At 69.8% G+C, this 13,579-nt stretch carries 13 protein-coding genes; 7 read left to right on the top strand and 6 right to left on the bottom strand.

Translation table 11 applies throughout. The annotated features are described in order from the left end of the window. Positions 1–20: 20 nt before the first annotated feature. On the bottom strand, positions 21–1,262 hold the full coding sequence (locus VZF99_RS13965) for an acyl-CoA desaturase (RefSeq protein WP_120286467.1): 1,242 nt from the start codon (positions 1,260–1,262) through the stop codon (positions 21–23). Positions 1,263–1,558: 296 nt separating this feature from the next. Between VZF99_RS13965 and VZF99_RS13960 the strand changes: the two genes are divergently transcribed. After that, positions 1,559–1,699: a hypothetical protein gene (locus VZF99_RS13960; protein ID WP_167457944.1), complete on the top strand. Its 141-nt coding sequence runs from the start codon at positions 1,559–1,561 to the stop codon at positions 1,697–1,699. 130 nt (positions 1,700–1,829) lie between these two features. On the opposite strand, the gene VZF99_RS13955 is transcribed toward VZF99_RS13960, so the two are convergent. Further along, positions 1,830–2,690 (bottom strand): mycofactocin-coupled SDR family oxidoreductase, encoded by an 861-nt coding sequence (locus VZF99_RS13955; protein WP_407335108.1) that lies wholly within the window; start codon positions 2,688–2,690, stop codon positions 1,830–1,832. Between the two features lie 99 nt (positions 2,691–2,789). Between VZF99_RS13955 and VZF99_RS13950 the strand changes: the two genes are divergently transcribed. Further along, complete coding sequence (locus VZF99_RS13950; protein WP_407335107.1) at positions 2,790–4,268, top strand: NYN domain-containing protein; 1,479 nt, start codon at positions 2,790–2,792, stop codon at positions 4,266–4,268. Between the two features lie 572 nt (positions 4,269–4,840). On the opposite strand, the gene VZF99_RS13945 is transcribed toward VZF99_RS13950, so the two are convergent. From VZF99_RS13945 to VZF99_RS13935, 3 genes are all read right to left on the bottom strand, one after another. Further along, positions 4,841–5,335, bottom strand: a complete 495-nt coding sequence (locus VZF99_RS13945; RefSeq protein WP_407335106.1) for an SRPBCC domain-containing protein — start codon at positions 5,333–5,335, stop codon at positions 4,841–4,843. A 27-nt stretch (positions 5,336–5,362) separates the two neighbouring features. After that, entirely contained in the window at positions 5,363–6,301 is a 939-nt protein-coding gene (locus VZF99_RS13940) for a PspA/IM30 family protein (protein ID WP_407335105.1), read from the bottom strand. 71 nt (positions 6,302–6,372) lie between these two features. Then, on the bottom strand, positions 6,373–7,824 hold the full coding sequence (locus tag VZF99_RS13935; protein ID WP_407335104.1) for a hypothetical protein: 1,452 nt from the start codon (positions 7,822–7,824) through the stop codon (positions 6,373–6,375). Positions 7,825–8,164: 340 nt separating this feature from the next. Between VZF99_RS13935 and VZF99_RS13930 the strand changes: the two genes are divergently transcribed. From VZF99_RS13930 to VZF99_RS13910, 5 genes are all read left to right on the top strand, one after another. Further along, a complete protein-coding gene (locus VZF99_RS13930; RefSeq protein ID WP_407335103.1) occupies positions 8,165–9,226 on the top strand; it encodes a hypothetical protein in 1,062 nt (353 codons plus the stop codon). Positions 9,227–9,344: 118 nt separating this feature from the next. Then, positions 9,345–9,839 (top strand): NUDIX domain-containing protein, encoded by a 495-nt coding sequence (locus tag VZF99_RS13925; protein ID WP_007628651.1) that lies wholly within the window; start codon positions 9,345–9,347, stop codon positions 9,837–9,839. A 33-nt stretch (positions 9,840–9,872) separates the two neighbouring features. Next, positions 9,873–10,508 (top strand): hypothetical protein, encoded by a 636-nt coding sequence (locus VZF99_RS13920; protein ID WP_407335102.1) that lies wholly within the window; start codon positions 9,873–9,875, stop codon positions 10,506–10,508. A 70-nt stretch (positions 10,509–10,578) separates the two neighbouring features. Next, positions 10,579–11,175, top strand: coding sequence for a copper chaperone PCu(A)C (locus VZF99_RS13915; RefSeq protein ID WP_407335101.1), 597 nt, complete (start codon positions 10,579–10,581; stop codon positions 11,173–11,175). Beyond that, the gene (locus VZF99_RS13910) at positions 11,168–12,454 is read left to right on the top strand and encodes a Dyp-type peroxidase (protein WP_407335100.1); all 1,287 of its coding nucleotides are present in this window, start codon (positions 11,168–11,170) and stop codon (positions 12,452–12,454) included. The genes VZF99_RS13915 and VZF99_RS13910 overlap by 8 nt, the downstream gene beginning before the upstream one ends. Positions 12,455–12,587: 133 nt before the next feature. Here the strand turns inward: VZF99_RS13910 and VZF99_RS13905 are convergent, their stop codons facing one another. Then, complete coding sequence (locus tag VZF99_RS13905; protein WP_407335099.1) at positions 12,588–13,574, bottom strand: SGNH/GDSL hydrolase family protein; 987 nt, start codon at positions 13,572–13,574, stop codon at positions 12,588–12,590. Between the last annotated feature and the right edge of the window lie 5 nt (positions 13,575–13,579).

Genomic DNA, 13,579 nt, shown 5'->3' with positions numbered 1-13,579 from the left:
GTCGATCCTGCGGCCGCTGGTCAGGCCACGGCGGCGACCTTGCGGGCCCGCCGCGTGGCGCGGTGGTGCTGCAACGCGGTCTTCAGGCCCGCCCGCTGACCCTCCGCGGCGGGCAGCGGCTTCGGTAGGTCGGCGAACATCCGCTCGGAGTGGGTCTCCGGCGCGTCATCGGTCGTGTCGCGCAGCATGTGGTTGGGCAGCGACAGCTTGGCGATGGTGCGCCAGGTCTTGAAGTACTGCACCGGCAGGGGACCGGCCACGTAGGGCAGGTCGTACTTGCGGCACACCTCACGTACCCGGATGGACGCCTCCGCGAGCCGGTTGGACGACATGTCCGGGTAGATGTGGTGCTCGATCTGGTACGACAGGTTGCCGGACATGAAGTCGACGACCGGACCGCCGGTGATGTTGGCGGAGCCGAGCATCTGGCGCAGGTACCACTCCGCCTGCGTCTCGTTCTCCACGTCCTTCTTGGTGAACTTCTCGGCACCGTCGGGGAAGTGGCCACAGAAGATCACCGCGTTGGTCCAGACGTTGCGGATCCCGTTGGCGACCAGGTTGGCGGTGGCGGTGGACTTCCACCCCTTGCCGGACAGCAGCGGGTAGAAGACGTAGTCCTTGGCGAGCTGACGGCCGGCCTTCTTGGCGAAGAGCGAGAGCTTGCTCATGGTCTCGCGACGGTCGTCACGACCCTTGGCGACCTTGCCCAGCTCGAGGTGCTGGATCCCCACGCCCCATTGGAACAGCAGCGCGAGGGCCGCGTTGTAGGCGATGTTCCCGTAGTAGAAGGGGTGCCAACGCTGGTCGCGGGTCACCCGGAGAACGCCGTACCCCACGTCGTCGTCCAGGCCGACGATGTTGGTGTACTTGTGGTGGATGTAGTTGTGGGTCTGCTTCCAGTGCTCGGCGGTGCCCACGATGTCCCACTCCCAGGTGGTGGAGTGGATCTCGGGGTCGTTCATCCAGTCCCACTGCCCGTGCATGATGTTGTGGCCGAGTTCCATGTTCTCGACGATCTTGGCGACACCGAGGGTGCCTGCGCCGATCGCCCAGGCCGTGCGGTTACGCGAGCCCACGAGGAGAAGTGCACGGGCCGCGATCTCGAGTCCCCGCTGGAAACGGATCGTATTGTGGATGTACGCGGCATCTCGCTCGCCGAGGGAGCCGATGATGTCCTGACGGATCTGCTCGAGCTCCGCGCCGAGGGCTTCGATGTCGGACTCGGAGAGGTGTGCGAATTCCGGGATGTCGGTGATGGCCATGAAGCTACGGTACCGTAACTTACGGTCGCGTAGGTACGTTCGGTTGCGTGGGTCACAATTTCGGTGTGCGGTGAGCTGATCGATCACCGCCCAGTCGTGGTGTGGCCGAGGACTCTTTTCCGGCGCCGAAGCGTGCGTGGCCTGCGCGGGAGTTCGACGATGTCACGCCGGACATCACGGTTGTGTAACGTCGAGCGGGTTCGTGACGACATAGATGGCGTTACGTGGGGTACAGACAGAACGCCCGATACCGCAGTACGACTCAGTACGCAGCAGTAAATACGAGGGGACACATCATGAGCAACGCCAACGACATCTTCCTGCAGGCCATCCAGCCGGTCGTCGACATCTTCTGGTCGCTGGTGTGGACCGCCACCGGTTCGACCATCAGTGTTCCCCGTCCGACCGCTCCCGCGGGCACTCCCGAGTCGGTCTGATCCTCTCGAGCGCCGGGTTCATCGCCCGGTGATCTCCGCGGCAGCCCGCCCCTCGCTCGAGGGGCGGGCTGCCGCGTTTCATCCGGTCGGCCGGGTGGGTGGCGGTGGTGGCAGCGGCCGTGCCGCCGGCTCAGAGGCCGAACTTCTCGCTGCCACCCAGGTCGATCGGGATGGAGGCGCCGGTGATACCCGCGCCCGCGTCGCTGCACAGGTAGACGGCCATGGACGCGATCGCCGACGGCTCGACCCACGGCTGCGGCATCTGGTTCATGCCGCTGAAGGTCTCCGCGGTGTCCTCGAGCGTGGTGCCCTGCCCGCCCGACATCATGGCGATCATCGACGGGTTCTCGATCATCGGCGTACGGACGTTGCCGGGGTGGATCGAGTTGCACCGGACGCCTGAGAACCCGAGCTCACCGGCGAGGGCCTTGGCGAGTCCGCGCACGGCCCACTTGGACGTCCCGTAACTGGCGGTGAAGGAGCCGCCCCGCAGTCCCACCATCGAGCTGATCAAGACCACTGAGCCGCCGCGCCCGGTCGTCAGGATGTGGGGGATCGCCACCGTCGTCGTCACCCACGTGCCCTTGAGATTGATGTCGAGCGTCGTGTCCCACTCCTCCTCGCTCCGCTCCCAGGACGCGGCGGGCTGGGGCGAGACCCCGGCATTGGCCACGACGAAGTCCAGGCCGCCCAGCTCGGCCACCGCGGCGTCGACGGCTGCACGCACGCCGGGAAGGTCCCGAACGTCCACTTCCCCGGTGATGCAGCGCCGGCCGAGCGCGCGAACGGCCTCGGCGGTGGCCTCGAGGTCCTCCGGATCTGCCATCGGGTAGGGGACCGTCTCGATGTCCCGGCACAGGTCGAGGGCGATCACGTCACATCCGGCGGCGGCGAACGCCTCGCAGTGTGCGCGACCCTGGCCGCGTGCGGCGCCCGTGACCAGCACGACCCTTCCGCTCAGATCAGCCTGGGTGGGGACGGCTTGCGACATCGGGGCTCCTGACGTGGTTCGGCGGCGGACCCTGCGGGGTCGCCCGCCCTGCGGCATGCTGGAAGTCAACGTAGACAATCAGAACAGGTAGTGATCATCATGCTTGAACGAACTCTGGTCCTCGTGGATACCTCGTATCTACTGGCTAGCTTTTACAACTCGTGGGAGGAGGGTGCGCGCGGCCAGTTGGAGATATCCCTGGCCACGGTCGTGCACCGTTTAGACCACGTAGCCCACGGTCTGGTGGACCAGCCGGTCCAGCGCCAGAACTGGTATGACGGCATCCCGGACTCCGGCCCGCACCGGTATCAGCGCACCCTCCGCGTGATCGAGGGCGTGCAGCTGCGCGCCGGCCAGTTGATCGAGTGGGGTGAGAGACGAACCCAGAAGGCGGTCGACACCCTCCTCGTCGCGGATATGATCCAGGCCGCCTACAAGGGTCAGTGTTCGGACATGGTCCTGGTCACCGGGGACGCCGACATGATCCCCGGCGTGCGGGTGGCCGTGGACGCCGGTGTCCGTATGCACCTCGTGGGTTTCGGCTGGGATTCGATCTCTTCTGCGCTGCGACACGCCTGCGACACCACGACCGTGCTCGATCCCCGCACCGACTTTCACGACGCCATGCAGATCAGGGTCCTCGAGGGCCCCATCCCCCCGAAGGTCAGGACCCCGACGGCGCCTCCGGTGCATCCGGGGGAGGACGCCCACGAGACCGAGGAGTCGGTGGGGATGGCCGACGTCGTCCTGCGCTCGGATCGCGCCTCGGCCACCTCCGTGGCCGACGAGACCCGCCTGACGGCCGCCGAGGAGGAACGCGCCGCCGATGCGGAGGAGTTGGCGGCGGATGAGCAGGAGTGCGCGGCGCGGGCCGAGTCCGAGCCGCCCGCGCCGGACGCCGGGGAGTCCGCCCAGAAAACAGTTGAACAGCCGACGGCCGGTAAGGTCCCCACGCCCGGCGCGTCGTCGAAGCCCGAGAGTGCACAGAACCCGGGGCCGTCGCCCGCGCAGCTGGCCAAGCAGAGCGACAAGGCGGAGAAGCCCGAGAAGGCAGAGAAGCGTGACAAGGTGGGCGAGCCCGAGCGGGCCAGCCGGACTGAGGCGTCCCCCGAGGCTTCCCCCGATGCCGCCGAGGCCCACCCGGGCACCCAGCCCCCGGCGCAGTCCTCCCGGGTCGCCCCGCAGTTCGCGGGCTCGGTCCAGAAGCCCTCGGACCCCGGTGCGGATTCCAACGGGTCGTCCCGGCCGAACCCCTCGATGATGGCTCCCCATCGTCGGCCATTGCGGTCGAAGTTCGTACCGCTCCCGGACGAGGTCTGGACCTCGTCCGGTGAGCAGACCCCCTTCGACGTGGGCCAGCAGTACGCCACGTGGTGGTACGAGCGGGCCGCCACAGAGAGTCAGCGGGACCAGGCGCATCTCCTCTCGGGCGGCGTGCTTCCCCCGGGGATCGACCGCCCGTTGTTGCAGTTCGCCTGCCAGATGCTCAACGAGTTCACTCTGACGGAAGCCCAGCGGGTTCGCCTGCGAGACGGGTTCCACGAGGGGATCCGGGCAGTCCTGCTCAAGCACCGCTGACTCCTTCCCGCCCGCCGCCCGCCGCCCGCCGGTCAGAAGGGCGGTGGGTCGGGGTCGTGGTGGTGGTCGGGTGGGGTGTCTGGTGGTGGGGCCATGGCGTTGGCTTTGCGTTCGGCGGCCAGGCGCAGAGCGCGTCGGTACCAGTGGGTGCTCTGGGGTCGGGGGTCGAGCCAGGGTCGGCGTGGGGGCGGGATGTCGGCGTCGGGGTCGGCCCTGGTGTCGGTCGCAGCCCCGGTGTCGCTCTCGCTGGTGTGGTGGCGCCAGCGGGCGAGGGGGCCGTCGGGGTGGGTGGTGAGGGTGTGTCCGGTGTCGGGCCGCGCGGTTCTCGGCGTTCAACGCGGCCAGGGCCGCGGAGCTGGCGGCGGTGACGGCGGGACTGCCGGCCACCGCTCCGGCATCATCCCCGGTGGTCGCCTCCCGCATGTGCACCCCCTCGGGCGGGCGAGTGCCGCACCCCGTATCGCTCGTGTGTTCGATTGGGGAAACACTAGCAAGGGGGTCCGACATGAGGCTCTCAACTGCGAAAACAGGTGGAGGGCGCGCAGTCGAAGACCGCAGCGGGACCTACCGTCTCAGCCGCGCAGCAACGCCCGGTAGTGGTCGGCCAGGGCGGGGTGGTAGTCGGGGGAGAAGCGCAGGGCCTCCGGATCACGGCCCGCCTCGGCCTCGACCAACCGGTCCAGATAGAAGTCCCACCCGGGACCGATGTCGGACGCGGACTCGGCGTCCGCGATGTCCTGTTCCAGGGAGATGGTGACCTCGTCGTCGCCGCCCTCGATGCGCACGGTGACCACCCAGCCGTCCGGTCCGATCCTGACGACGACGAGGTTCGGCGCCTCACACCGCAGTACTCCGACGGTCTCCGCGGGTGAGCCCTCCTCGGCGGACATCGTCATCTCGACGGTGCCCGACGCCGGGTCGCCCGACCACGACCCGATCCAGCGTGCGGTGCGGGCCGGATCGGTGACGGCCGCCCACGCCTGGTCACGGGACATGGGCAGCCGGCGGGGGAACACCACGGCGCCCGACGGGGCGAGGTATCCGGAGGCCCGGGGTGTGGTGGTCATGGCGACTCCTTCGCCGATAGCCCGGGGCTACTCCCTGGTGTCCCGGGGGAGCGTGGGCCCGGAGAGGTCCTCGGGGCTCGGCTGGTCGGTCGCCTCGTCGGGGTCCCTCGGGGCCTCCGGGTCCGCCTGGCCGGGCGCCCCGGCCTGGCCGGTGGACGACGCGGCCGGCGACCCCGCCGACGACCCGGACTGCCCCTCGCCTCCGGTGAGCTGGCGGTCGGCACCGGAGTCGGAACCCGAGTCGAGCCCCATCGAGGCGCGGATCTGCTCGAGCTTGCTCTTGCCCTCGGATTCGCGCGTGAACGCGGCGGCGTCGAGCTGTGCGGTCGATGTTGCGCCGGTCGCCTCGGCTAGCTCCTGCTTGCCCAGTGCGGTGGTGTAGCGGCCCTCGATCTTGGCGCGGATCTCGTCGAAGGTCGGGGAGTTGCCGCCGCCGGCGCCCTGCAGGGAGCTCATGGACTCGGTGGTCCGGTGCTGCATCTCGGCCTGGGTGGCCTGCAGGAGCAGCTGATCCTCCTGCGCCAGTGTCTCGCGCAGCCGCTGTTCGGACTCCTTCACCGCCTGCTTGGCCTGCTCTGCGGCCTGCACGGCCTGGCCGTGCAGCTGCTTGGTGTGGTCGAGGTCCTGTTCCAGTGCCACCAGCCGCCCGGCGAGCTGCTCGGCCTGGGTGTCGAACTGCTGGGCGCGGGAGGTGTCGCCCTCCGCGCGCGCCTGCTCGGCCACCTGCAGGGTCTGTCGGATCTGTCCCTGCACCTCGTCGAGCTGCTGCGTCTTGGTGCCCATGGCGATCTCGAGCTGCTTGGCGTTGCCGATCACCGCGGCCGCCTGGTCGGACACCGACTTGTGCTGGTCGCGCGCGTGGTTCATCGCCTGGTGCACGAGGATCTTGGGGTCCGCGTTGTCGTCGACCGACTTGTCCAGCGAGGCCTTGAGGTAGTTCCAGCCCTTGGCGAAGGGGTTCGGCATGGCGGCGTCCTTAGATGTCTCGGTGTCAGGGGTCGGTGTCAGGTGTCCCGACGGCGGTTCGGTGCGTGCTCCTACCTCTTGACGGTACCGATCAGCGCGGCCACCGGCAGGGCGGTCCGTGGCAGGTACGGCTGACGCCACAATCCGCCGGATGCCGCTCCCGACGACTCGTGCTGCCATTGCACGTCCACCTGCGGCCGGCCCACGTTGAGGTCGTGGACCATCAGCGCGGCGAGCAGGGCGGCGGAGGTGTCGGGCGCGAAGATCTCGATGCCGAAGGCGTAGGCGCCCTTGTAGGTGGCGGCGAGGATCTTGTTCTTGGTCACCGAGTGGGTGTCGGTGGCGGGGGCGACGTTGACCGAGACGGTGTGGCCGTCGGCGAACGCCGTGGTGGCGCGCCACCGCTGCACTCTCTTGGCGAGGGTGTAGTTGGGGCCCTGTTGGGGGACGAGGGCGTCGTGGATCGCCGGGCCGTGGCCCGCGGGGTAGTTGCGGGCGAAGACCTTGCCGCGGGCGACGGAACCGACGAGTCGCTTGATGTCGGTGATCCGGCGCGACGCCAGTGCGGCGTTGGCGGCCTCCCGCACGTCGGCGGGGACGACGAACGTGTCCATCGGGGTGGCGAGGTAGGCGAGTGCGTTGGCGGTGTTGTCGCGGAGGAGGTCGACGACGAGGGCGTCCGCGGCGGAGGAGAGCTGGACGTGGGTTCCGCCGTCCGCGTAGAAGTAGCTGCCGACGGTGAGCGGTGCGGGGGCCGCGGCCCTGGCCCATGCCGCGAGTTCGGGGAGCTGGGTGAGCAGGTCGACGCCGGGTCGGCCGTCCGGCCCGGTGGGGACGTGCAGGCGCCCGGCGAATGTCGAGGCCTGGCCGCGGAAGCGATCCCACGCAGGGCTCGACGGCAGGTCGACGCCCATCACGTCGGCGCCCCACTGCAGGAGACGTCGGGCGGGCCCCATCTCCGAGCCGAGGCCCAGGACGAGCATGGCGCGGCCGGGCAGGGAGAGCCACTGGGGGTTGTCCTGGACGAGCTTCAGGGCGTCGGCGCAGCTGGGTTCGATCACACCGGCCGCGACCCACTTGTCCAGCCGGGCGCGCAGGAGGTCGCCGGTCAGTTCCTCGCCGCGGAAGGGGATGGACAGCTCGCGGACCGGGGTCGCCGTGCCCTGGATCGTGTCGGTCGTCGGGGTGTTGGTGGGGGCGACGACGGCGAGGTAGTCCGACATCGGGGTCTCCACGGTCTCCCCGTTCGCGTCGTGTACCCCGACCATGCGGGACTGCAGCGACTCGAGCGCGGCCCGTGCGACACCGTCCCAGGCCGCCGGGTCGGACACCCCGGCGCTGACGAGTTCGGTGAAGGGCTCGATGTAGCCCTTACGCCAGTCCTTGATCCGGTGGACGCGCTCGGAGGCCGCCGGGTCCACGGTGGAGAGCGCGTCGGCGACGACGTCCTTGGCCAGCCGTCCTGTCGAGCGGTTCCCGGAGGAATCGGTGGGGAAGAGGACTCCGGTGGTGCTCGATGCCATGACGCTCCTGAAGGTTGGGGGTAATCCGAGGTTAACCTCAACTTCGGCCGGATTGTGTTCGCTTCGCCCACTCTCGCCCGAGTCTGCGACGGCCCTACCCGAAGATGTGATTAAACTCACCCATGGTCTATTCGTTACCTTTTAGTTAATACGTACTTATTTCTTAACTTTTGCATATACCGAGGTCGGGCGGCGAGAACGGCTGTGGGATGGCCGTTATGGCGTTTAGCTGCGAGGTTGGCCAACCGACCATCGTCGGCGTGTTGCTGTGTCATATACGAGCGTGGTGTAACAGCCCTGAGTATTACCTCGATATGGTGATGACACGATCGAACGGCGGGTGGTCAAGGCCACGTGCCGGGCCGGCGAGCAGGGGGAGATTCCGAATCGCCGCGTCGTCAACGACAACAGGAAGGCAATTCCTATGAAGAACTCCAAGCGGATGATGGCCGTCATCGCGGCCTCCGGACTCGTGCTCGGCGGCATGCCGGGTATCGCAAACGCGCAGAGCGCTGGCCTCGACCTCGACCTGGGCCTCGGCCTGGGCGACTCGCTCGGCCTGGGCGTGGACCTCGGCGCGGCGCTCGGCTCCTCGGGTGCGGGCTCCTCTGAGCTGCCCGCCCTGTCCACCGATTCGCTGGGCACCGGTTCGGATGAGCTGGGCACCGGTTCGGACACCCTGTCCGCCGGTACGGGTTCGGATGAGCTGGGCACCGGTTCCGACACGCTGTCCGCTGGGACGGGTTCGGATGAGCTGGGCACCGGCTCGGATTCCGCGTCGGACGGCACCGGTTCGGATGGGCTGGGCACCGGCTCGGATTCCGCGTCGGACGGCACCGGTTCGGATTCGGCTTCGGACGGCACCGGCTCGGATGACATCGAGGGCTCGCTCGACTCGATCGTCACCGGTTCGGACTTCGGTTCGGATGACCTCGATGGTTCGCTCGACGACATCACCACCGGTTCGGATTCGGCTTCGGACGGCACCGGCTCGGATGGGCTTGGCACCGGTTCGGATTCGGCTTCGGACGGCACCGGCTCGGATGGGCTTGGCACCGGTTCTGACTCGGCGTCGGACGGCACCGGTTCGGATTCGGCTTCGGACGGCACGGGTTCTGACTCGGCGTCCGATGGCACGGGCTCGGACTTCGGCTCGGGCGACATCATCGTCGATGGTTCGCTGGGCGACAGCGGTTCCACCGAGGAGGCGCTCGCCCTCGGTTCGCTGGCCGCGGTCAGCATCGGCGTCGGCCTGGCCGTCTCCGGTGGCGTCAACATCCCGGCGCTCCCCGAGATCAACGTCGGCCTGGTCTGCAACCTGCCGCCGGCGGCTATCGACTTCCTCAAGGACAACGGCTCCATGGAGCAGGATGAGTGCGAGCCCGAGGAGGAGCAGAACTGAGGTTCTGCCCCCTCCACCGCTGACTGAGTCAGCGACCGGATAGCTCTCCGGCGATCCCCCGTCGACCACACGGTCGGCGGGGGATCCGCCATTTTGGCCCCCGGATACGCTCTCGGACATGGCCACCCCCGACTTCGTCCTCGAACTACGCAGGCACGTGGGCTCCGCCCCGCTGTGGCTGGCCGGTGCGACCGCGGTCATCCGGGACCCCGACGCAGCCCGCGTGCTCCTGGTCCGGCGCAGCGACAACGGCTGGTGGACCCCAGTCACCGGCATCGTCGACCCCGGCGAACACCCCGCCGACGCCGCCGTCCGCGAGGCCCACGAAGAAGCTGCCGTGACCATCCGCGTCGACCGCGTCGCCTCCATCGGCGTCTCCCGCATGGTCACCTACGACAACGGCGACCAAGCCCAGTACATCGACCACACCTTCGCCTGCACCTACCTGGACGGCGACCCGCACCCGGCCGACGGGGAGAACACCGACGTCCGCTGGTTCGACGTCGACGACCTGCCCGAGATGCGACCCCACATGCTCGCCCGGATCGACGCCGGGCTGGCCGACGAGGAGCGCGCCCGCATCGTCACCACCACCGAGGGTGACACCGGATAGCCTGCTACACCCCCCGGGGCATAGAATCGAGCCATGTCCGCCGACCGCCTCCGCGCCGAGGTCCCGCCCGCGGTGACCGCCGTCGTGGGCATCGTGGTGGCGCTGGTCAGCGGCGTGTTCGGCATCAGCGCCCACGGACTGGCCGTCGGCGCGCTCGCGGGCCCGCCCACGTCGGGCCAGATCCTCGCCGTCGCGTCCGCGAGCGCCGGGGTCGGCGTGGTGACCGCCGCCGTCGCCCGCCGCCGCACCCCCGTCCTCACCGCCGCCGCCGGCCTGATCGCGGGGCAGGGACTCGTCCACCTCGTGCTGGCCACCGGGCACACCCACGGCGCCGCCGGCACGACCGGTGTGCTCGGCCACCACGCCACGGACCCGGCAGCGCTCCGGGCCGCGATGGACGGCGTCGGCCCCGCCCCCGCATCCTCCGCGGCCGCACCACTCACCCCGGGAATGCTGGGCGCCCACGTGGCAGCGATCGCCATGACGCTCGCGCTCGTCGCGATCCTCTCCGGGACCCTGTCCTGGCTGGCGGCTCGGATGCTGCCCATGGTGGAAACGGCCCACCTCGTCGTCGTCGCCCGACTCCTGGCCTCCTACGACGCCGACACCCCCCACGGACGGTTCCTCCTGGCCGGCGGGGGAACCCGCGCGCCGCCCGTGTCTGTGTGACCACTACCCGCACCGGTACGCGCCCCGCGCTGCCGGGCGATCACACACACCACACGAGGACTCCCACACCATGCGTACCCACACTCGTGCCGCCTTCGTCGCGGCCTCCGCACTCGCGCTCGCCCTCACCACCACCGCCTGCGCGACCGACGACATCGACACCACGACCGCCGCCACTCCCGCCGCCACTCCCGCCGCCGCGGCCGACACCGCCGACTCAGCCGCCGACTCAACGGCCCCGATGACCGTGACCTTCGACGACGGATGGGCCAAGGCCACCGGCACGGAGATGACCGGCGTCTTCGGCACCATCACCAACCCGGGCGACGCCGACCTGCACCTGATCGGCGTCGAGAGCGATCTCGGCGGCAGCGCCGAACTGCACGAGACCGTCCCCGGCGGCAGCGGGATGACGATGCAGGAACGCGAGGACGGCTTCGTGATCCCCGCCGGCGGCGAGCTCGTCCTGGCGCCCGGCGGCAACCACATCATGCTCATGGAGCTGGGGCGCCCCATCACCACCGGCCAGCAGATCACCCTCACCCTCGAGTTCGACGGCGCCGAGCAGGACGTCACCGTCTCCGCCCGTGACTTCCAGGGCGGGGAAGAGGAGTACGTCGGCGGCGGTCACGGCGAGATGAGCGGGGGCACGAGCCACGATGGCTGAGCAGGACCGTCGCGGTCTGTCCCGGCGGTCGGTGCTCGGCGGCGGCGTCGCGGCGGCGGTGGGTGCCGGCGTCGTCGGTGGCACCGTCGTCGGCGGTGCCGCGGGGTACGTGGGGCGAGGTGTCGTCGACGACGACGAGGTGATCCGAGACTGGAAGGCGGTCGCCGACTCGCGAGTCGTCGGGACGGCCACCGAACCGTTCCACGGCCCGCACCAGGCCGGCATCACCACGCGACCGCAATCGCATGCCGCGTTCGTGGCGTTCGACATCGTCCCGGGGGCGACCCGCACGGAGATCCAGGGGGTTCTGCGGGCGTGGTCCCAGGACGCCGCCCGGCTCACCCGGGGGCGAGGCGGACTCGCGGACCTCGAACCCGAGCTCGCCGAGGACCCGGCGCGGCTCACGGTGACGATCGGGTTCGGCCCCGGGCTGTTCGACGCGATCGGGATGCCGGACAAGCGTCCCTCGTGGCTCGCTCAGTTGCCGGCTTTCCCGCAGATCGACCGACTCGAGGACCGCTGGTCCGGCGGGGACCTGCTGCTGCAGATCTGCGCCGACGATCCGCTGATCGTGTCCCACGCCGCGCGGGTGTTGGCGTCCGGCGTGCGGGGGGTCGCGCGACAGAAGTGGGTGCAGCGGGGCTTCCGCAAAGCCATCGGCACCGACCCGACCGGGCGGACCCAGCGCAATCTGTTCGGGCAGGTCGACGGCACCGTCAACCCCACCGAGCAGGATGTGGACTTCGATCAGGTCCTGTTCTCCGATGGCACCTCGTCTGACGGGCAGGTCCAGCGGTGGATGCGGGGTGGGTCCTCGCTCGTGTTGCGGCGGATCCGCATGACGATGGACACGTGGGAGGAGATCGATCGCACCTCACGCGAGCTGAGCGTCGGCCGGCGGCTCGACACCGGCGCCCCGCTGACCGGGGTGCACGAGCACGACCCGGCCGACTTCGACGCGGTCGACGAGGTGGGCCTTCCCGTGATCCCGCCGGAGTCCCACATCGCGCGGGCGCGGCAGCTCGACCGGAGCGAGGCCATGCTGCGGCGGCCGTACAACTACGACGACCCGCCGGAAGGCGGCGAGATCAGCAACTCCGGTCTGCTGTTCACCGCCTATCAGGCAGACCCGGTGCGGACATACATCCCCGTCCAGCGGCGGCTCGCCGAGCAGGACGCCCTCAACACGTGGACCATCCCGATCGGGTCGGCTGTGTTCGCGCTGCCGCCCGGCGCGCCGGAGGGCGGGTACGTGGGGCAGGGGCTGTTCGAGGGCTGACGGGCGCCCGCCTCACGAGGAATCCGCCCGCCTCACGACGCAGCCGCCCCCGGGCGTGGCGTCCGGCGCGCGCTTCGGTGCGCGCGAGACGCCATCCCCAGGGGCGGCTGTGGTCGTACCGGAGTGGCGGCGGTCAGATCGCCGCGGCGATCGCGTCGGCCATGGCCTGCTGGCCGAGGGCCGTGGGGTGGAAGGCGGCGGCACCGGTGGGGGCGCCACCGAGGAAGTCGGTCCAGCGCTCATCGGCTTCTCCGCAGGCGCTCCGGTCAACGGTGGTGTCGACGGGCAGGACGGAGACATGGCCGTTGCGCTCCGCCGCCTCGGCCACGGCGTTGTTGATGGCCTCCGCCACCTCTCGGGCCCACGTCACATCCGCGGGACTCAGGGCACGGGTGAATGCACAGATCTTGCCCTCGGCTGGCATCAGGGGCAGGTACTGGGTGGTGACCACCTCGGCCGACGGCGATGCCTCCGAAATGGCGTCGTAGACACGGTCGACCGGACCATCGACACCAAAGACCTCGGCGATTTTAGCGCTGACGCTGCCACCGATCGCGGCCTCGCAATCTGGTGTGGTGGCGAACGGGCCCTGCTTGGTGATGCACCCGACGATCGTGCCGAAGCCGACGTCGTTGCCGCCGATCGACAGGGTGATCAGATCGGTGTCGGCGTCGAGGGCGTCGATCTGGGGCGCGACGCCTGAGTGCTGCTCGTCGAAGATGTCCTCGGTCACCGCTCCGCCGCACGTGGCGTCGGTGAGCTCGCCGACCGCCGGGTTCGCGTCGAGCACGTTGGGATAGTTGGTCAGACTGCGGCCGCACCGGGCGGCGGGGCCATCCGTGACCACGGGCTCCGTCTGGTCCCCGAACGCGGCATAGGAGTCGCCGAGCGCCACGTAGTCGGCGTAGGCCGGAGTCGAGAGCGAGCCGAGCGAACCCGACGCACTGACAGGGGTGCCGACGCTCGACCCCAGGGAGCCGAGGGCGATCGTGCCGTCCGCCTGGGTGGTGGACTGGGCACCAGCGACGGGTGCGGCCGTGAGGACGACGGACGCGGCCAGGGCGAGGGAGGTGGTGAGGGTGCGGGAACCGGCGAAGCGGCGCCGAGGAGTGGTGAGCATGAGCT

It is taken from the genome of Dietzia kunjamensis (assembly GCF_045689975.1).
Classification (GTDB): Bacteria; Actinomycetota; Actinomycetes; order Mycobacteriales; family Mycobacteriaceae; genus Dietzia; species Dietzia kunjamensis.
This window is presented reverse-complemented; position numbering and strand designations above follow the sequence as displayed.